The organism is Streptomyces sp. NBC_01622, assembly GCF_045209635.1.
GTDB lineage: Bacteria > Actinomycetota > Actinomycetes > Streptomycetales > Streptomycetaceae > Streptomyces.
Map to the genome: position 1 here is coordinate 4,424,737 of NZ_CP109293.1, position 17,771 is coordinate 4,442,507.

The 17,771-nt window shown below is 71.0% G+C and carries 18 protein-coding genes; 12 read left to right on the forward strand and 6 right to left on the reverse strand.

Going from position 1 to position 17,771, the window contains the following annotated elements; translation table 11 throughout:
- Window positions 1–67: 67 nt before the first annotated feature.
- Window positions 68–715: a uridine kinase gene (locus OH768_RS19850; protein ID WP_406455419.1), complete on the forward strand. Its 648-nt coding sequence runs from the start codon at window positions 68–70 to the stop codon at window positions 713–715.
- A 166-nt stretch (window positions 716–881) separates the two neighbouring features.
- Here the strand turns inward: OH768_RS19850 and OH768_RS19855 are convergent, their stop codons facing one another.
- Window positions 882–1,619 (reverse strand): SigE family RNA polymerase sigma factor, encoded by a 738-nt coding sequence (locus tag OH768_RS19855; protein ID WP_019066937.1) that lies wholly within the window; start codon window positions 1,617–1,619, stop codon window positions 882–884.
- 255 nt (window positions 1,620–1,874) lie between these two features.
- Here OH768_RS19855 and afsQ1 point away from each other — a divergent pair, with 255 nt between their 5' ends.
- The 5 genes from afsQ1 to OH768_RS19880 all read left to right on the forward strand — a co-directional run bounded on the left by afsQ1 (window position 1,875) and on the right by OH768_RS19880 (window position 6,113).
- Window positions 1,875–2,552, forward strand: a complete 678-nt coding sequence (gene afsQ1, locus OH768_RS19860; protein ID WP_406455421.1) for a two-component system response regulator AfsQ1 — start codon at window positions 1,875–1,877, stop codon at window positions 2,550–2,552.
- Window positions 2,549–4,126: an ATP-binding protein gene (locus tag OH768_RS19865; protein WP_406455423.1), complete on the forward strand. Its 1,578-nt coding sequence runs from the start codon at window positions 2,549–2,551 to the stop codon at window positions 4,124–4,126. Before afsQ1 ends, OH768_RS19865 begins: the two co-directional genes overlap by 4 nt.
- The gene (locus tag OH768_RS19870) at window positions 4,123–4,725 is read left to right on the forward strand and encodes a hypothetical protein (RefSeq protein WP_406455425.1); all 603 of its coding nucleotides are present in this window, start codon (window positions 4,123–4,125) and stop codon (window positions 4,723–4,725) included. Before OH768_RS19865 ends, OH768_RS19870 begins: the two co-directional genes overlap by 4 nt.
- Window positions 4,726–5,110: 385 nt before the next feature.
- Window positions 5,111–5,662: a VanZ family protein gene (locus OH768_RS19875; RefSeq protein WP_406455427.1), complete on the forward strand. Its 552-nt coding sequence runs from the start codon at window positions 5,111–5,113 to the stop codon at window positions 5,660–5,662.
- Window positions 5,663–5,909: 247 nt separating this feature from the next.
- The gene (locus tag OH768_RS19880) at window positions 5,910–6,113 is read left to right on the forward strand and encodes a PspC domain-containing protein (RefSeq protein WP_026178268.1); all 204 of its coding nucleotides are present in this window, start codon (window positions 5,910–5,912) and stop codon (window positions 6,111–6,113) included.
- 124 nt (window positions 6,114–6,237) lie between these two features.
- On the opposite strand, the gene OH768_RS19885 is transcribed toward OH768_RS19880, so the two are convergent.
- Window positions 6,238–6,597 carry an ATP-binding protein gene (locus tag OH768_RS19885; RefSeq protein ID WP_406455430.1) on the reverse strand — a complete coding sequence of 120 codons (360 nt, stop codon included), beginning with the start codon at window positions 6,595–6,597 and terminating at the stop codon, window positions 6,238–6,240.
- Between the two features lie 134 nt (window positions 6,598–6,731).
- On the reverse strand, window positions 6,732–7,889 hold the full coding sequence (locus OH768_RS19890) for an adenosine deaminase (protein ID WP_406455432.1): 1,158 nt from the start codon (window positions 7,887–7,889) through the stop codon (window positions 6,732–6,734).
- Between the two features lie 113 nt (window positions 7,890–8,002).
- Between OH768_RS19890 and OH768_RS19895 the strand changes: the two genes are divergently transcribed.
- Both OH768_RS19895 and OH768_RS19900 read left to right on the forward strand, forming a co-directional pair.
- Entirely contained in the window at window positions 8,003–8,764 is a 762-nt protein-coding gene (locus OH768_RS19895) for an alpha/beta hydrolase (RefSeq protein ID WP_406455434.1), read from the forward strand.
- A 954-nt stretch (window positions 8,765–9,718) separates the two neighbouring features.
- Window positions 9,719–10,777 (forward strand): zinc-binding dehydrogenase, encoded by a 1,059-nt coding sequence (locus tag OH768_RS19900; protein ID WP_406455436.1) that lies wholly within the window; start codon window positions 9,719–9,721, stop codon window positions 10,775–10,777.
- Here the strand turns inward: OH768_RS19900 and OH768_RS19905 are convergent.
- Window positions 10,731–11,687 carry a LysR substrate-binding domain-containing protein gene (locus tag OH768_RS19905; protein ID WP_406455438.1) on the reverse strand — a complete coding sequence of 319 codons (957 nt, stop codon included), beginning with the start codon at window positions 11,685–11,687 and terminating at the stop codon, window positions 10,731–10,733. The genes OH768_RS19900 and OH768_RS19905 overlap by 47 nt on opposite strands.
- A 63-nt stretch (window positions 11,688–11,750) precedes the next feature.
- Between OH768_RS19905 and OH768_RS19910 the strand changes: the two genes are divergently transcribed.
- A complete protein-coding gene (locus OH768_RS19910; RefSeq protein ID WP_406455440.1) occupies window positions 11,751–13,037 on the forward strand; it encodes an MFS transporter in 1,287 nt (428 codons plus the stop codon).
- A 135-nt stretch (window positions 13,038–13,172) separates the two neighbouring features.
- On the forward strand, window positions 13,173–14,189 hold the full coding sequence (locus OH768_RS19915) for a sigma-70 family RNA polymerase sigma factor (protein ID WP_406455442.1): 1,017 nt from the start codon (window positions 13,173–13,175) through the stop codon (window positions 14,187–14,189).
- Here OH768_RS19915 and OH768_RS19920 read toward each other — a convergent pair.
- A complete protein-coding gene (locus OH768_RS19920) occupies window positions 14,073–14,465 on the reverse strand; it encodes an STAS domain-containing protein (protein ID WP_406455444.1) in 393 nt (130 codons plus the stop codon). The two genes, OH768_RS19915 and OH768_RS19920, sit on opposite strands and share 117 nt — an antisense overlap.
- Before the next feature lie 97 nt (window positions 14,466–14,562).
- Between OH768_RS19920 and OH768_RS19925 the strand changes: the two genes are divergently transcribed.
- Together OH768_RS19925 and OH768_RS19930 are read left to right on the forward strand one after the other, a co-directional pair.
- On the forward strand, window positions 14,563–15,483 hold the full coding sequence (locus tag OH768_RS19925; RefSeq protein ID WP_406455446.1) for an AEC family transporter: 921 nt from the start codon (window positions 14,563–14,565) through the stop codon (window positions 15,481–15,483).
- Window positions 15,484–15,682: 199 nt separating this feature from the next.
- Window positions 15,683–16,405, forward strand: a complete 723-nt coding sequence (locus tag OH768_RS19930) for an alpha/beta hydrolase (protein ID WP_406455448.1) — start codon at window positions 15,683–15,685, stop codon at window positions 16,403–16,405.
- A gap of 73 nt (window positions 16,406–16,478) precedes the next feature.
- On the opposite strand, the gene OH768_RS19935 is transcribed toward OH768_RS19930, so the two are convergent.
- Window positions 16,479–17,762, reverse strand: coding sequence for a thymidine phosphorylase (locus OH768_RS19935; protein ID WP_406465351.1), 1,284 nt, complete (start codon window positions 17,760–17,762; stop codon window positions 16,479–16,481).
- Window positions 17,763–17,771 lie beyond the last annotated feature (9 nt).

Below are 17,771 nucleotides of genomic sequence, written 5' to 3' on the forward strand. Positions count from 1 at the left end.
TGATGCGCGTTCCAATGCCGACCCGCGGGGTCGGCAGGACGTACGGAATACGTCAAACTGGTGTCCCGTGAGCATCCTTTCCCCGTCACCGGCCCGTGTCGTGCTGCTGTGCGGCCCCTCGGGTTCCGGCAAGTCCCTCGTCTCGGCCCGCTCCGGTCTTCCCGTGCTGCGGCTCGACGACTTCTACAAGGAGGGCGACGACCCGACGCTGCCACTGGTGGCGGGGAGTTCGGACATCGACTGGGACCATCCCGACTCCTGGGACGCGGAGGTCGCGGTCGCCGCGATCGTCGAGCTGTGCCGCACGGGTCGTACGGATGTGCCGGTCTACGACATCTCGCTGAGCGCCCGCACGGGCACCGAGGCTGTCGATGTGGGCCGGACCCCGCTCTTCATAGCGGAGGGCATCTTCGCGGCCGAGGTCATCACCCGGTGCCGGGAGCTGGGTGTCCTCGCGGACGCGCTGTGCCTGAGCCGGGGTCCCGTGCGCACCTTCCGGCGGCGTTTTCTGCGGGATCTCAGGGAGGGCCGTAAGTCCGTGCCGTTCCTGTTGCGGCGCGGCTGGCGGCTGATGCGGCTGGAGCGCTCGATCGTGGCCCGGCAGACGGCACTCGGCGCGTACGCCTGCGACAAGGACGAGGCGCTGGGCCGGCTGGCCGCGGCGGCGGTCGGACGGCGGCCGGTACGCACGACTCCGGCGCCCTCCCCCTCGTAGACAACAAAGAGCGGGACTGGACGGACCCCCCGGCCCTCCAGTCCCGCTCCCTCATTCCCCCGTGGTACTTCCCCCGTGATCCCCCCAGGACCCCGTCGGCACCCCCCAGCGCCGATCCCCCGTGGTCCCCTTCGTGCTCCCCCGTTACCTACTTCCCCCCCAACCCTCAGGCGACGAGCTCCCCGAAGGCGTCCTCCTCGTCACGGCCGAAGCTGAGGACCTCGTCCTCGCGCATGCGGCGGAGCGACCGCCAGATGCTGGACTTCACCGTGCCGACACTGATGTCGAGGATCTCCGCGATCTCCGGGTCCGTGCGGCCCTCGTAGTAACGGAGGACCAGCATGGTGCGCTGGAGTTCGGGCAGCCGGGCCAGCGCCTGCCACAGGACCGCGCGCAGTTCGGTGCCGCGCATCGCGTCCGTGTCGCCGGGCGTCTCCGGCAGTTCCTCGGTCGGGTACTCGTTCAGCTTGCGGCGGCGCCACGCGCTGATGTGCAGGTTCGTCATGGTGCGGCGGAGGTAGCCCCCGACCGCGGCCTTGTCGCTGATCCGGTCCCATGCCTTGTACGTCGAGAACAGCGCGCTCTGCAGCAGGTCCTCGGCCTCGAAGCGGTCGCCGGTCAGGTGGTAGGCGGTCGCGTACAGGGAGGCGCGGCGCTCCTGGACGTAGGCGGTGAACTCCGCTTCCGACAGCGAACGACGCTCCCCCGTGTCCTCCCTGTACCCGCTTCCCCCATGCGCTTCCCCCGTGTGCGCGTCAACCACCGTCATGTAACCGGTGTGCTGACGCCCGGCACCGCGAACGCACCCCCGCCCGCTCACGGCACCGGACTTCTCGGAACCCCGGGTGACGTCGTGCAGACGCGTGATGACTGCGTTGTTGCTGGTGCTGTGCAGCGTGCTCATCTCGCGCCCCCCGTAGTGGACTTGCCCGGTGTTCGGATGTTCCGGCTTGGTTCCTTCGTGGTTCCTTGCCTGTGCCGAAAATCCTGCCCGGGGCACTTCATGGACGTGTCCCCCGACTGTCACAGACCTGTCACAGGGGTGGGTCCCTGCGGCTGCCCTCAGAAAACGGACAGTCCGGTCACAGAAAGGAGCGCTACGGGCGTGTACCCGTGCAGGTGTCGAAACACCGCCCCCACATGGGCCAGAATGAGCCCCGTGCCTTCCCTGTTGCTGATCGAGGACGACGACGCCATCCGGACGGCCCTGGAGCTCTCGCTGACGCGCCAGGGACACCGGGTAGCCACCGCTGCCAGCGGCGAGGACGGTCTGAAGCTGCTGCGTGAGCAGCGGCCGGACCTGATCGTGCTGGATGTGATGCTGCCCGGCATCGACGGTTTCGAGGTGTGCCGTCGTATCCGGCGCACGGACACGCTGCCGATCATTCTGCTCACCGCGCGCAGCGACGACATCGACATCGTCGTCGGACTGGAGTCCGGCGCCGACGACTACGTGGTCAAACCCGTGCAGGGGCGGGTGCTGGATGCCCGCATCCGGGCCGTGCTGCGGCGCGGGGAGCGGGAGTCCAACGACGCGGCCTCGTTCGGTTCGCTGGTCATCGACCGGGCCGCGATGACCGTCACGAAGAACGGCGAGGACCTCCAACTCACGCCCACCGAGCTGCGGTTGCTCCTCGAACTGAGCCGGCGGCCCGGACAGGCCCTGTCCCGGCAGCAGTTGCTGCGCCTGGTGTGGGAGCACGACTACCTCGGTGACTCGCGGCTGGTGGACGCCTGTGTCCAGCGGCTGCGCGCCAAGGTCGAGGACGTGCCCTCGTCCCCGACGCTCATCCGTACCGTGCGCGGCGTCGGTTACCGCCTGGACTCGCCTCAGTGACCGACGCACCAGGGGGGATCCGCGGCTGGCGCCCGGGTCGTAAGGGAGTTCTGTGGCGGCTGCGGTTCACCAGCCTGCGCCTCAGGCTGGTGGTCGTCTTCGGTCTGGTCGCGCTGACCGCCGCCGTGTCCGCGTCCGGCATCGCCTACTGGCTCAACCGCGAGGCCGTCCTCACCCGCGCCCAGGACGCGGTACTGCGCGACTTCCGGCAGGAGATGCAGAACCACGCCGGCGCCCTGCCCTTGCACCCCACGCAGGACGAACTCATGCGCACGGCCGGTCAGATGGCCAACAGCAGCCAGCGCTTCAGCGTCCTGCTGGTCGCCCAGGACTCCAACGCCAAGACGGTCTACGGCAACTCGGGCGGCCTGAACGGGTTTTCGCTGGAGGACGTGCCCAAGTCGCTGCGCACGGCGGTGAACAAGCAGCAGTCGGTGACCGACGGCAACAAGGAGCCGTACCACCTGTACTGGCAGCGGGTCACCGAGCACGGCACGCCGTTCCTGGTGGCCGGTACGAGGATGATCGGCGGCGGTCCAACGGGCTACATGCTCAAGTCACTTGAGCCGGAGGCGAAGGATCTCAACTCCCTCGCCTGGTCGCTGGGGATCGCCACCGGGCTCGCGCTGATCGGTTCCGCGCTGCTCGCGCAGGCCGCCGCGACGACCGTCCTCAAGCCCGTGCACCGGCTCGGCATCGCCGCCCGCCGGCTCGGCGAGGGCAAGCTCGACACCCGACTGCGCGTGTCCGGGACGGACGAACTCGCCGAACTCTCAAGGACGTTCAACCAGACCGCCGAGGCGCTGGAGAAGCGGGTCGCCGACATGGCCGCCCGGGACGACGCCTCGCGCCGCTTCGTCGCCGACATGTCCCACGAGCTGCGGACTCCACTCACCGCCATCACCGCCGTGGTCGAGGTCCTGGAGGAGGAACTCGACGCCGAGACCGGCAGCGTGGACCCGATGATCGAGCCCGCCGTACGGCTCGTCGTCAGCGAGACCAAGCGGCTCGGCGACCTCGTCGAGAACCTGATGGAGGTCACCCGCTTCGACGCGGGCACCGCCCGCCTCGTCCTGGACGACGTCGACCTCGCCGACCAGATCACCGCCTGCATCGACGCCCGCGCCTGGCTGGACGCCGTAGACCTCGACGCCGAACGCGGCATCCACTCCCGGCTCGACCCGCGCCGCCTCGACGTCATCCTCGCCAACCTCATCGGCAACGCCCTCAAGCACGGCGGCTCCCCGGTCCGGGTGTCGGTCCGCCTGGAGGACGACGACCTCGTCATCGCGGTCCGCGACCACGGCCCCGGCATCCCCGAGGACGTCCTCCCGCACGTCTTCGACCGCTTCTACAAGGCGAGCGCCTCCCGCCCCCGCTCCGAGGGCAGCGGCCTCGGCCTCTCCATCGCCCTGGAGAACGCCCACATCCACGGCGGCGGCATCAGCGCCGCCAACTCCCCCGACGGCGGCGCGGTGTTCACCCTGCGGCTGCCGAGGGACGCCTCCGTACTCACGGAGGAGACCGACAAGGGCGAGGGCGAAGGGGACAGTTCGAAGGGGAACCCCTCATGACGGTACGCCGGTTGATGGCTCTCCCACTGCTCGGACTGCTGCTCGCCGGCTGCGGGATCCGGGCCACGGAGGTGCCGACCGACTTCGGGCCCGCGCCCTCGATGGTGCCCTGCACGCTCACCGAGCCGGACGTGTCGACGCAGGCCGCGCGCGGGGTGCCCGTGCAGGTGTTCCTGCTGTGCGGGTCGTCGCTGGTGACCGTCGACCGGACCGTACAGGTGCCGGACGGCACCGCGGACGTGCAGCGGCGCGTGATCGTGGCGCAGGGGCTGCTGGACCAGCTCGCACAGTCGCCGTCGCCGGGCGAGAAGGACGCCCGGTACACGACCGACGTGCGGGGCGGCATGACGGTCAGCGGGCCGCGCGCCAAGGACCCCAAGGACGCGTTGCGGCTGAGCAATTCACCGGCCGACCTGACGTCGTACGCGCTCGCCCAGATCGTCTGTACGTTCTCCGACTCGGCCGCGGCCGAGGGCGACGGCTCCGTCATCCTCGGCGGCCCCGACGACACCCCGCTGCGCCGCTACGAATGCACGGACGACGTCCGCTCCGCCCCCGGCACGAAGGCTCCGCCCTCCACCGAGGTGACGGACGGCTGACGGGGCGGGTGGGCCGACGGGACGCGCCGGTGCCGAGGACGGCACGGGGTGCCTGATCGAGATGCCCCGTGAAACAAAGTCCGTGTCCACCACGTCGTAGCTTCCGCAGGGAGTCCGTGCAGCTCTGACGGTCTCGCCCTCGTGGCCCTTGTACGAAACCTTGGCGGTGCGCGCGTTCGTGGTGTTCTGCACGGGGCCGCTGCACACGGTGCAGGAGCCGCCCTTCCCACCCTCCTTCTGGTGGCACTCCGCGAGCCGGACCTCCACTTGCCGCCCGGCGCCCCGGAGGTGAACAAGCCGGAAAGGAGGGGTGTGGCGGAAGCCTCAGCTTGGTGCTTGGGCCCTACCCGGAACCGATCGTGCCGGAGGGGGCGTCTAGTGGGGCGTGCAGCGTCAAGGCTCCATCGGCGGCAGTGCCGCGATTCGCGTCCGTGTGACAGGGGGTGTCCTCCTCGTCGCACATCTCGTGCTCGTCGCCTGGGTCACGCTGCGCCCGCGGGACGTCCCCTGGGTGATGCCGCCGAACCTGCACCCGCTGGCCAGCATCCGGGCCGATCTGGCGCTGGGCTGGCCGGAGGCGACGAAGCGGATCGGTGAGGGCCTCGCACTGCTGGCTCCGCTCGGCGTCCTGCTCCCGATGGTGAGCGGCCGGCTGCATGTCTCCCCGCTCGCGTCCCTGATCCGTACGGTCGCTGCGGGCGCCTTGATCTCACTCGGCATCGAACTGCTGCAGACCGGCGTGCCGGGCCAGGTCGTGGACGTCGACTCGCTGCTCATGAACACGGTGGGCGTGGCCCTCGCGCACGCCGCCATCGTCCCCGCCGCCCGCGCCTGGCTCCGCCGCAGGGGCGAGAGCCCCCTCCCCGCGCCCCTCCTCCAGGAGGAAGCGACTCAGGGACGGACCCCGACGATTCCCAGGGTCGGCATCGCACCGTAGAGCGACGCCCGCAGGCCTCCGCCTCCGTACCGTTGAGGGCAGTTGGGCAACCCGCCCACAACAACGAACGCCCAGGGCCCACCAAGGGCCAGTGTCCCCACGCGTCGGCCGGGAGAGAGCCGCAGGGGGCGCGCCGGTGTCGAGAGCGTGAACGCGCGGAGGCGCGCAGCGTCGAGCGCGTTCACGCTCTCGACACCGGCTGAGGCGCCCCCGAAGGCGAACGACCCAAAAAAGGAGTGTGCGCAACATGACCGCCATTGCCCGCCCCACCCAAGGCCGCATGATCGGCGGAGTGTGCGCAGCGCTGGCGCGGCGCTTCGGTACCTCCGCGACCACGATGCGGGTGATCTTCCTGCTCTCGTGTCTGCTGCCCGGGCCGCAGTTCCTGCTCTACATCGCGCTGTGGATCCTGTTCCCGTCAGAGGACAAGGTGCGCACCGAGGCCTGGTGACCCACCGAAGCCTGCCAAGACACCGGCGCACGTACGCCGATGGGGCGCACCCCTCGTCCGGGGGCGCGCCCCATCGGCGCGTTCGGGGGCGGGCTCGGCCCAACGGACCTCAGCCCAGCGGACCTCAGCCCAGCGGAACGCCGTTCAGCGGCAGGCCGTGCGTGGGCAGGCCCGTCCGCGACAGCGGGAGGCCGCCCAACAGTCGGGCGACGGGCGCGGTCGGGCCGTCGGAGAGGACCTTCTCGGCGGCCGGCTGCACGGCGGAGAGACCGCCCGCGAGCGCGGGCTGCGCCTGGCTCAGCGCCTCGCCGGCACCCGGCAGCGCCTTGGTGACGTTCTCCGCGGGCAGCGTGTGGGTCACGGCGCCCAGTACCTGGGTGGTGTCCGGGACCGCCGGAGCCGCGCTCGCGGCACCCGCGCCGACGGCGGCGAAGGCGGCACCGAGGGCGGCGACACCGAGGGTCTTGGCAGCAGACTGCTTCATGGTGAATGCGTCCTTGAATGGATGACGGGGAGCGGTCCAAGACCGTAAACACGCGAAGCCGCCCGCCGCAAACATCGAAATGCGGACGGATTGTGAACACCCGCCCGCATTCCCTGCCCTCCACTCAGTCCCGTTCATCCCTCTTCGGACACAGAACCGCTGGTGGAAGCCGTCTGCCGGAACAGCCATTCGGATTTCAGCTCGGCATAACCCGGCTTGATCACGTCATTGATCATCGCGAGTCGTTCATCGAAAGGAATGAATGCTGACTTCATAGCATTGACGGAGAACCATTGCATGTCGTCGAGCGAATAACCGAACGCCTCGACAAGGTGCTCGAATTCGCTGCTCATGCTGGTGTGGGACATCAGCCGGTTGTCGGTGTTGACCGTAGCCCGGAAGTGGAGCCGGCGCAGCAACCCGATCGGGTGCTCGGCGTAGGAGTCGGCGGCGCCGGTCTGGAGGTTGGAGCTGGGGCACAGTTCCAGCGGGATGCGCTTGTCCCGGACGTAGGAGGCGAGCCGGCCGAGCTTGACCGTGCCGTCGTCCTGGAGCTGGATGTCGTCGATGATGCGCACGCCGTGCCCGAGCCGGTCGGCGCCGCACCACTGCAGCGCCTGCCAGATGGACGGCAGTCCGAAGGCCTCGCCGGCGTGGATGGTGAAGTGGTTGTTCTCGCGCTTCAGGTACTCGAAGGCGTCGAGGTGCCGGGTGGGCGGGAACCCGGCCTCGGCGCCCGCGATGTCGAAGCCGACGACGCCCAGGTCGCGGTAGCGGTTGGCGAGTTCGGCGATCTCCAGGGCGCGGGCGGCGTGCCGCATGGCGGTGAGCAGGGCGCCGACGCGGATCCGGCGGCCGTTCTCGCGGGCCAGCGACTCCCCTTGCCGGAAGCCCTCGTTGACTGCCTCGACGACCTCTTCGAGGCTGAGCCCGCCGTCGAGGTGCTGCTCGGGCGCGTACCGCACCTCGGCGTATACGACACCGTCCTCGGCGAGGTCCTCCGCGCACTCGCGGGCGATCCGGATCAGCGCGTCCTGGGTCTGCATCACGGCGACGGTGTGCGAGAAGGTCTCCAAGTACCGTTCCAGGGAACCGGAGTCGGCGGCCTCGGCGAACCACACGCCGAGTTTGTCCGGGTCGGTCTCGGGGAGCCCGGTGTACCCGGCGTCCCTCGCGAGTTCGACGATCGTCCCCGGGCGGAGGCCGCCGTCGAGGTGGTCGTGCAGCAGAACCTTCGGCGCCCGGCGGATCTGGTCCGACGTCGGGGTGTTCGGGGTGCTCTGGCTCGTCATTTCCGCACTCTAACTCCTACGCGCGTAGATCGCCCGTTGTACGAATCCGTCGATACGTAACGGTGACCGCACGGAAGGATGGCGTACACGCTCACTTCTGACACTGTTCTGTCATGGCACAGCAAGCGACGCCGGTTCGGACGGCCCGGCTGGGGAGAGCGCTCGGTCCCGAACCGACCTCGGTGAGCGGCGTGGTACTGCTGCTCCCCGGCGGCGATGAGGTCTCCGCCCGCAGGCCCTCCCCTCTCCTGGCGACGGCCTCCGTACGGACGTTGGGGCGCCGGCTGTCCCGGGCGGGCGCCACGGAGGGGCTGGCCGCGCATGTCGTCCACTACCGCTGCCGCGGCTGGAACGGCAGCGAGGCGTATCTCGCGCACGACACCACCTGGGCGGTGGACGAGGCCGTACGACGCTACGGCGACGTGCCTGTGTGTCTCGCCGGGGTCGACATGGGCGGGCGGGCCGCGCTGCGCTCCGCCGGGCACGAGGCGGTCAACTCCGTTGTGGCGCTGGCTCCTTGGCTGCCCGAACAGGATGTGGCCGCGCCACCCGAACCGGTGAAGCAGCTGGTGGGCCGGCGGGTGCTGATCGTGCACGGCACGAACGACGAACGTGCCGATCCCGAACTGTCGTTCCGCCTGGCGGCCCGGGCGAAGAAGGCGAACCGTGACGTGTGCCGCTTCGAAGTGCACTCCGACGGCCACGCGTTGCACCAGCACCGCCAGGAAGTACACGCACTGACCGAGGACTTCGTACTGGGCGCGCTGTTCGGACGGGCGTTCGCCCGCCCGGTGGAGGACGCGCTGCAGGCTCCGCCGCCGCTGGGACTGCGGATGCCGCTGGCGGCGGGGTTCGGGCGTTCGTTGCGGAAGTGAGCCGGGCGCGGCGGCCGACTGGCGCAAACCCGGGTGGCGGGCAGGCAATGCAGGCGCGCCGCTACTGCGGGCGCAGCGGCCAACTGGCCCGCGCCCGGGGCGAGTCGGCAATGCGGTGGCGGCGGGCTTCAGGCGTTCCCTGCGCAAGTGAGCCCGGCACGAGCGCGCGGCGCGGCGGCCGGCCGGCGCCCACGGCCAGCCGGACAGGCGGTCGCGCCGCCACCGCACGGCAAAGCGGCCAACCGGCCCGCGTCCGGGGCGAGTCGGGACAGGCGCTCGCGCCACCGTCGCGTGGCACCCGGCCAACCGGCCTGCGTCCGGGGCGAGTCGGGAATGCACCGACGGCAGGCTTCAGACGCTCCCTGCGCAAGTGAGCCCGGCACGAGCGCGCGGCGCGGCGGCCGGCCGGCGCCCACGGCCAGCCGGACATGCGATCGCGCCGCCACCGCACGGCAAAGCGGCCAACCGGCCCGCGCCCGGGGCGAGTCGGGACAGGCGCTCGCGCCACCGTCGCGTGGCACCCGGCCAACCGGCCTGCATCCGGGGCGAGTCGGGAATGCACCGACGGCAGGCTTCAGGCACTCCCTGCGCAAGTGAACCGGACGCGACCGCACGACAGGGCGGCCGACCGGCCAGGACCCAGAGCCGGCCGGGGCATGCGGTCGCGCCGCCACCGCACGGCACAGCGGCCAACCGGCCTGCGTCCGGGGCGAGTCGGGAGCGCCGACGGCAGGCTTCAGGCACTCCCTGCGCAAGTGATCCGGTCGCGCCCGCCCGGCGCGGCGACCGACCGGCCAGCGTCCCGAGCCAGCCCGGACATACGCCCGCGCCGCCACCGCGCGGCACAGCGGCCAACTGGCCGGTGTCCGGGGCGAGTCGGGAATGAAGCCCAGGCCACCGGACGTTGATGCCCGCCGACCGACTCTCCTCCTCGCCCGGGAAGAAGGCAGGCCCATGACGACGTCCTCGCCGACCACCATGCGTGCCGTACGGCTCTCCGGCCCCGGCCCCGTACACAACCTGCGACTGACCACGCTTCCCCTCCCGCCCGAGCTGGACGGCTGGGTGCGGATCCGGGTCGAGGCGTTCGGGCTCAACCGGTCGGAGCTGAAGCTGCGGCTGGGGGTGAGCGAGGGCGTCAGCTTTCCGCGGGTGCCGGGTATCGAGGCGGCCGGTACCGTCGACGCGGCCCCGGCCGGCAGCGGGCTGGTGCCCGGGCAGAAGGTCGTCGCGATGATGGGGGACATGGGGCGTACCTACGACGGCGGCTATGCCGAGTACACGTCGGTGCCACTGGCTCAAGTGATCGCCGTCGACACCGAGTTGCCCTGGGAGGTGCTGGGCTCCCTGCCCGAGATGGTGCAGACCGCCTACGGCTCCCTCACCGTCGGCCTCGACCTGCGCCCCGGCCAGACCGTGCTGATCCGCGGCGGCACCTCCTCGGTGGGCCTGGCCGCCGCCGCGCTCGCCCGCCGGCGCGGCGCCACGGTGCTGTCCACCACCCGGCGCCCCGACCGGCTACCGCTGCTGAAGGAGCACGGTGTCGACCACCCCGTGCTCGACACCGGCGAAGTAGCCCCTGCCGTACGCGAGTTGTACCCGGACGGCGTCGACACCGCCCTCGACCTGGTCGGCACCCCGACCCTCTCCGACACCCTGCGCGCGGTACGCGTCCACGGCACGGCCTGCTTCGGCGGCAGCCTCTCCAACCAGTGGACCGTCCGTGACTTCTCCCCCAACGAGTACCTGCCCAGGGGCGTACGCCTCGCGGGCTACTTCGGCGACGCCTCCGACCTCCCCCAAGAGACCTTCCAGGAAATCCTGGACGCGATCGCCGGCGGCCAACTGGCCTTCCCCGTGGACCGCGTGTACGACGGCCTGGAGCAAGTCCCGCAGGCCCACGACGACATGGAGCACAACCGCGCCACCGGGAAGCTGGTCGTGCGGGTCCGGCACCTGAACTTCCCTATTCGGGCAGCAGGTTGCCCCTCCTCGACAGCAGGAACTTCTTGAAGGCGGCCACCGGGGGTGTGTCCGGGCGGCCGTCCAGCCAGGCCACGCCGATCTCCCGTACCGCCTTCGGGGCCGTGACCGTCAGCTCCGCAACTCCCGGGCGGGGTACGGCCGGTGGGGGGAGCAGGGCCACTCCCAGCCCCGCCGCCACCAGGCCCCGTAGCGTCTCCGCCTCCTCCCCCTCGAAGGCGATCTTCGGGCGGAAGCCGGCCTCCGCGCAGACGTCGTCGGTGATGCGGCGCAGGCCGTAGCCCGGTTCCAGGGTCACGAAGGTCTCGTCGGCCGCCTCCGCGAGGCGGATCCGCCTGCGGGACGCCAGGCGGTGGTCGGCCGGGACGACGAGGCGGAGTTTCTGCACGTCGAGGCGGTGGGCCACGACGTCGGGGGCGTCGAGGGTCGGGGCGGTCAGGAGGCACAGGTCCAGCTCGCCCGCGCGCAGCCGCTCCAGCATGGCCTCGCCGTAGTTCTGGACGAGGCTGAAGCGGACGCGGGGGTGGTCGGCGCGGAAGGCGCGGATGAGTTCGGGGACGGTCTCCGAGCCGAGGGTGTGGAGGAAGCCGAAGGCGACCTTGCCGGTGGTGGGGTCGGCGTCGGCGCGGACCTCGTCGGCGGCCTTCCCGATCTCGGCAAGGGCACGCTCGACCGAGGTGAGGAAGGTGCGGCCGGCGGGGGTCAACGACACCGTGCGGCCTCTGCGGGCGAACAGGTCGACGCCCAGGTCCTGTTCGAGGCGGACCATGGCCCGCGACAGGGTGGACTGCGGGACCTGCATCTCCTGCGCGGCCCGGGTGACGTGCTCGGTGCGGGCGACACCGGCGAAGTACGCGAGCCGGGGCGCGAGCAGCGCGACGATGTCTTCTGTGTCACCGGACGGTGACAGGTGAGCCTGTGAGCTGTACTGATGCTCCATGGGAACGATTATGGCGTTTCCGTGCATTGGACGGATGAGCGGGAGCGTACGTAGCTTCGAAGCATGTCTCCCGCCGATACCGGGGCGTCCACCGCCGTGGCCGCCACGCCCCCCGCCCCCGCCGCCACCACTTCCCCTTCCCCCGACTCACGGCTGACGCCGGGTGGTCCCGGCTATCGCCGGATGAGCTTCGCGCTCTTCCTCGCGGGTGTGGCGACCTTCGCGCTGCTGTACTCCACGCAGGCCCTGCTGCCGCTGATCTCCGGCGAGTTCGGGGTGGCGGCGAGCGCGGCCAGCTGGACGGTGGCGGCGGCGACCGGCGGACTCGCGCTGTTCGTCCTGCCGATGAGCGCGTTGTCGGAACGTTTTGGACGCCGTACGGTCATGACCGCGTCGCTGGTGGTCGCGGTGAGCATCGGGGTCCTGGTGCCGTTCGCGCCGTCGCTGGGCGCGCTGGTGGTGTTGCGGTTCCTCCAGGGGGCCGCGCTGGCCGGGCTGCCCGCGTCGGCGACGGCGTATCTGGCGGAGGAGGTCCGGCCGAAGGCGCTGGTCACGGCGATCGGCCTGTTCGTGGCGGGCAACAGCGTCGGCGGGATGAGCGGCCGGGTCATCACCGGGTGGGTCGCGCAGGAGTGGGGCTGGCGGGTCGCCGTAGGGGTGATCGGTCTGATCGCGGTCGGCTGCGCGGTCGCCTTCCGCCTCCTTCTCCCCGCGCCGCAGCACTTCACGCCGGGCTCGCTGCGCCCGCGTGTCCTGGCCCGCACGGTCCGCGCCCACCTCGCGAACCCGCTGCTGTGCCGGCTGTACGCGATCGGCGCCCTGTTCATGACGGTCTTCGGCGGCGTCTACACGGTGATCGGCTACCGCCTCACCGAGGCCCCCTTCTCCCTCCCCCAGGGCATCGTCGGCTCGATCTTCCTGGTGTATCTGGTGGGGACTGTGTCGGCGTCCACGGCCGGCCGCCTGGTCGGCCGGCTCGGGCGTCGGGGAGCCTTGTATCTGGCGGGCGGTACGACGGCCACGGGTCTGCTGGTCTCCCTCGCCGACTCGCTGCCCCTGGTCCTGCTCGGCCTGGTGCTGATCACGGCGGGCTTCTTCGCGGGGCACGCGGTCGCGTCCTCGGCGGTCAGCAAGACAGCGACCACCGGGCGCGCCCAGGCCTCCGCCCTCTACCAGTCCGCGTACTACATCGGCTCCAGCACCGGCAGTACGGTCGGCGCGCTGGCGTTCCACGCGGGCGGCTGGGCGGGCACGGTCGGCGTGGGCGTCCTGGCGGTGCTGGGCGTCGTGACGATCACGGTGCTCGGGTCGCGGGCGGCGCGGGTGGAGCGGGGACTCGCCGCCGCCTGAGCGGTCACATTCGCCCAACCCTGTAGTGAAACCTTCCTGACCTGCACGTTCAGCCACTCCGGACGCCATTGTCAGTGGGCTGCGCTACGTTTCGGGGTAAGGGAAGAACGGCCACAGGGGTGGGTGGGCGAGACCATGAGTGACAGCGCTGTGACTACGACGGACCTCGACATCAGGCTGGAGAAACACCGCGTCGAGCTGACCGGGTACTGCTACCGCATGCTCGGCTCCTCCTTCGAGGCCGAGGACGCGGTGCAGGACACGATGGTCCGCGCCTGGCGGAGTTACGACAAGTTCGAGGGGCGCTCCAGTCTGCGGTCCTGGCTGTACCGGATCGCGACCAACGTCTGCCTGGACATGCTGTCCGCGGGCAACAAACGGGCGCGGCCCGTCGACCTCAGCGACTCCACCCCGCTCGCCCAGGCCGCCCTGTCGCCCCGCCCGGACAACACCTGGCTGGAGCCGATGCCGGACGCGCGCGTGCTGCCCACTGTCGTCGACCCGGCGGAGGCCGCCGTCGCCAAGGAGTCGGTGCGGCTCGCGTTCATGGCCGCCCTGCAGCAACTGCCGCCCAAACAAAGGGCGGTGCTGATCCTGCGCGAGGTGCTGGCCTGGCGGGCCAACGAGGTCGCCGAGCTGCTTGGCACCTCGGTCGCGTCGGTCAACAGCGCGCTGCAGCGGGCCCGCGCCACCCTCGCCGAGCGGGACGAGAAGGCGGCCGACGCGACTGTCTCCGACCCGCTCGACGACGAGCAGAAGAAACTCCTGGAGCGGTATGTCGCGGCCTTCGAGGGCTACGACATGGCGGCCCTGACGGCGCTGCTGCACGAGGACGCCATCATGACGATGCCGCCGTTCGACCTGTGGCTGACCGGCCACGACGACATCACGGGCTTCATGACGACGATCGGCGCCGCCTGCGAGGGCTCCCGCCTGATCCCGGTGGAGGTGAACGGCCTGCCGGGCTTCGCCCAGTACAAGCCGGACCCGGAGGCGGGCGGCTTCAGCCCCTGGTCGGTGCAGGTCCTGGAGATCTCAGACGGCAGGCTCACCGGGTTCCACTTCTTCCTGGACACCGAGCGCTGGTTCCCGCTGTTCGACCTGCCCCTCCATCTCGAAGCGGAGCCCGACCAGATCGAGGAGGGCGCGTAGTCCGGGGCTGGGCCCGCGGAGCCTGATCCGGCCACCGGCCCGCCGCGCGGTCAGTTCAAGGCGGGCCAGGAGATCGACGGTACCGAGCCCCGGCGGCCCCGGCCCCACGGTCTCGACCGCGACGAGGACGACCCCGGCGCCGGTCGCCTCCAGCAGCCGCCGCACCTCGTCGCAGAGCCGCATCACCTCGTCACGGGTGACGGGGCGGTTCGGCACGAGTACAGCGGGTGTCATGGCGTCCACGATCGGTAGACCGGGTGGGCGGTCGTAACTCATCGGGAGCGACCGCCTAGGTTTGCTGTATGCCCCACGGATCAGCCCCGCCCTGGATACCCGACGCCCTCCCGCGCGCCGCAGCCGCCGAGGAGGCGCCGTGCAGGGGGTGTTGACCGGGTTCGCGGTCATCGGCGTCGTCATCGCCGTCGGCTATCTGCTCGGCCTGCGCGGCTCCCTCGGCGAGAACGGCCGTGACGTACTGACCAAGCTGGCCTTCAACGTGGCGTCCCCGGCCCTGCTGTTCACCACCCTCGCGCGGGCCGACCTCTCGGTGGTCTTCTCCAGCTGGCTGCTCGTGACGGTGCTGAGCACGGCGGCGGTGGCGGGTGTGTTCGTAGCGGTGGGGGTGGCACGCGGCTGGGGTGTGGGCCGTACGACGATCGGCGCGCTCTGTTCCAGCTACGTCAACTCCGGCAACCTCGGCATCCCGATCTCGGTGTACGTCCTGGGCAACGCCTCGCTGGTGGCACCGGTGATGCTGTTCCAGCTCGTGGTGGTCAGCCCCCTCGCCCTCACGGTCCTCGACCTGTCGGACCGGGGCGAGAAGGATCCCTGGTGGCTACGGCTGCTCACGCCCGTGCGCAACCCGGTCGCGGTCGGCTCCCTCACCGGGGTCGCGGTGGCGGCGTCCGGCGTGCACGTCCCGGGCCCGGTGATGGATCCGCTCACTCTGATCGGCAACATGGCGGTACCGGCCGTCCTCCTCGGCTTCGGCATCTCGCTGCGCGGAAGCGCGATGCCGGCGCGCGGTGTCGAGCGGTGGCCGGTGCTGCTGTCGGTCGCCCTGAAGTCGGTGGGGCAGCCGGCGATCGCCTGGGCGCTGGCGGTGGGGGTGTTCGGCCTGCACGGGTCGGCGCTGCTCGACGTGGTGGTGACATCGGCGCTGCCCGGTGCGCAGAACCTGTACACGTACGCGAGCCGCTATCGCGTGGGTGAGGGACTGGCCCGGGACTCGATCCTGCTGTCGACGATTCTGTCGGTGCCGGTACTGGTGGTGATCGCGGCGCTGCTCGGGTGAGCCGGGGCCCGTCTCAGGGCCGCCGTAAAACCCGTTGGCCGACCATGGCGGCCACTGCTACCTTTCCGCAGGCCGTGCGAGAGAACGAGGAGGCGGTACCCGTGAACACATCAACGACATGGGTGCTCTCCTCCGGGGTCACGGTCGGGCGATAGGTCGTCCGGGAGCGCCGTTCTGAGCTCTCCCGAAAGGCACGACCATGCAGCTCACTTCCGAGCAGCGCCTCGACGACGGCGTCCTCGAACGCGAATTCACCCTCGGCGAGATCCCCGGCACCCTGTGGACGCCCGACTCCACCGCACCGGCTCCGCTGATCGTCGTCGCCCACAACAACGGCCTGCCCAAGGCAGAGCCCCGGCTGGTGGCCCGGGCCAGGGCCACCGCGGCGGCCGGCTACGCGGCGGTCACCATCGACGCCGCGGGCTGCGGCGACCGTCCCCGTTCCGCTGCCGACGTACAGCTCCGCGCCGACCTCGGCCGGGCGATGCGGGCCGGTGAGCCGACCGACGAGATCTTCGAGTCCCTGGTCGGCCCGCTGGTCGAGAACGCGGCCCCGGAATGGCTGACCACCCTGGACGCCGTCCTCGCACTGCCCGAGGTCGGCGGCCCGGTCGGCTACTCGGGCTGGACCGCCCTCGGCATCCGCCTCGCGGTGACCGAGCCGCGCATCACGGCAGCCGGCTTCTTCGCCGGGGGCTATGTCCCCCGCGCTCAGCGCGAGGAGGCCAAGCAGGTCACCATCCCGCTGCTGCTCCTGCTCCAGTGGGACGACGAGGGCAACCCCCGGCAGCGGGCCCTGGATCTGTTCGACTCCTTCGGCACCGAGGAGAAGACCCTGCACGCCAACATGGGCGGCCACACGGGCACTCCGTGGTTCGAGTCGGAGGACGCGTTCCGGTTCTACGCCCGGCATCTGATGTAGGACCGGGCCCCAAGTAGGCAGGAGGGGCCGGGACTTGAAAGCCCGGCTCCTCTCCCACTCCCCCGACGACCGATCAGGCGATGCGCTCCAGCACCACCGGCGAAGCCGTGAACGCGGTGCCCTCCGCGCCGATGTCGTACGAGCCCTCGACCGCCTCCAGGGCGTACGCGAAGCGCTCCGGAGTGTCGGTGTGCAGGGTCAGCAGAGGCTGGCCCGCTGTCACCACGTCGCCCGGCTTGGCGTGCATCTCCACTCCCGCGCCCGCCTGGACCGGGTCCTCCTTGCGGGCGCGGCCCGCGCCCAGGCGCCAGGCGGCGATACCGATGTCGTAGGCGTCGAGGCGGGTGAGAACACCGGAGGCCGGGGCCGTCACCACCTGGCGCTCGCGGGCCACCGGCAGTTCCGCGTCCGGGTCGCCGCCCTGGGCCGCGATCATCCGGCGCCAGACGTCCATCGCCGAACCGTCGGCCAGGGCCTTCGCCGGGTCGGCGTCCTTGATGCCGGCCGCGTCGAGCATCTCGCGGGCCAGCGCGATGGTCAGTTCGACGACGTCGGAGGGGCCGCCGCCCGCCAACACCTCGACGGATTCCCGGACTTCGAGGGCGTTGCCCGCCGTCAGGCCCAGGGGGGTCGACATGTCCGTCAGCAGCGCGACCGTCTTCACGCCGTGGTCGGTGCCCAACCCCACCATCGTGGACGCCAGTTCACGCGCGTCCTCGATCGTCTTCATGAACGCGCCCGTGCCGACCTTCACGTCCAGGACCAGGGAGCCCGTGCCCTCGGCGATCTTCTTCGACATGATGGACGAGGCGATCAGGGGGATCGCCTCCACCGTGCCCGTGACATCACGCAGGGCGTACAGCTTCTTGTCGGCGGGAGCCAGGCCGTCGCCCGCCGCGCAGATGACAGCGCCGGTTCCCTCCAGTACGGAGAGCATCTCCTCGTTGGAGAGCAGCGCGCGCCAGCCGGGGATCGACTCCAGCTTGTCGAGGGTGCCGCCGGTGTGGCCGAGGCCGCGGCCGGAGAGCTGCGGGACGGCCGCGCCGCAGGCGGCGACGAGGGGGGCCAGGGGAAGCGTGATCTTGTCGCCGACGCCGCCCGTGGAGTGCTTGTCGGCGGTCGGGCGGGAGAGGGACGAGAAGTCCATGCGCTCGCCGGAGGCGATCATCGCGGCGGTCCAGCGGGCGATCTCGGAACGGTTCATGCCGTTGAGGAGGATCGCCATGTTGAGGGCGGCCATCTGGTAGTCGGCCACCTCCCCGCGGGTGTACGCGTCGATGACCCAGTCGATCTGCTCGTCGCTCAGTTCACCGCGGTCCCGCTTGGTACGGATGACGGAGATGGCATCCATCGACACTTGCGTCAT

Bases quoted from the DNA above. Each gene is read 5' to 3' on its own strand.
- OH768_RS19900 (WP_406455436.1), top strand. From the start codon at position 9,719: ATGACGACGTCCTCGCCGACCACCATGCGTGCCGTACGGCTCTCCGGC.
- OH768_RS19910 (WP_406455440.1), top strand. From the start codon at position 11,751: ATGTCTCCCGCCGATACCGGGGCGTCCACCGCCGTGGCCGCCACGCCC.
- OH768_RS19915 (WP_406455442.1), top strand. From the start codon at position 13,173: ATGAGTGACAGCGCTGTGACTACGACGGACCTCGACATCAGGCTGGAG.
- OH768_RS19895 (WP_406455434.1), top strand. From the start codon at position 8,003: ATGGCACAGCAAGCGACGCCGGTTCGGACGGCCCGGCTGGGGAGAGCG.
- OH768_RS19870 (WP_406455425.1), top strand. From the start codon at position 4,123: ATGACGGTACGCCGGTTGATGGCTCTCCCACTGCTCGGACTGCTGCTC.
- OH768_RS19920 (WP_406455444.1), bottom strand. From the start codon at position 14,465: ATGAGTTACGACCGCCCACCCGGTCTACCGATCGTGGACGCCATGACA.
- OH768_RS19905 (WP_406455438.1), bottom strand. From the start codon at position 11,687: ATGGAGCATCAGTACAGCTCACAGGCTCACCTGTCACCGTCCGGTGAC.
- OH768_RS19930 (WP_406455448.1), top strand. From the start codon at position 15,683: ATGCAGCTCACTTCCGAGCAGCGCCTCGACGACGGCGTCCTCGAACGC.
- OH768_RS19855 (WP_019066937.1), bottom strand. From the start codon at position 1,619: ATGAGCACGCTGCACAGCACCAGCAACAACGCAGTCATCACGCGTCTG.
- OH768_RS19885 (WP_406455430.1), bottom strand. From the start codon at position 6,597: ATGAAGCAGTCTGCTGCCAAGACCCTCGGTGTCGCCGCCCTCGGTGCC.
- OH768_RS19880 (WP_026178268.1), top strand. From the start codon at position 5,910: ATGACCGCCATTGCCCGCCCCACCCAAGGCCGCATGATCGGCGGAGTG.
- OH768_RS19890 (WP_406455432.1), bottom strand. From the start codon at position 7,889: ATGACGAGCCAGAGCACCCCGAACACCCCGACGTCGGACCAGATCCGC.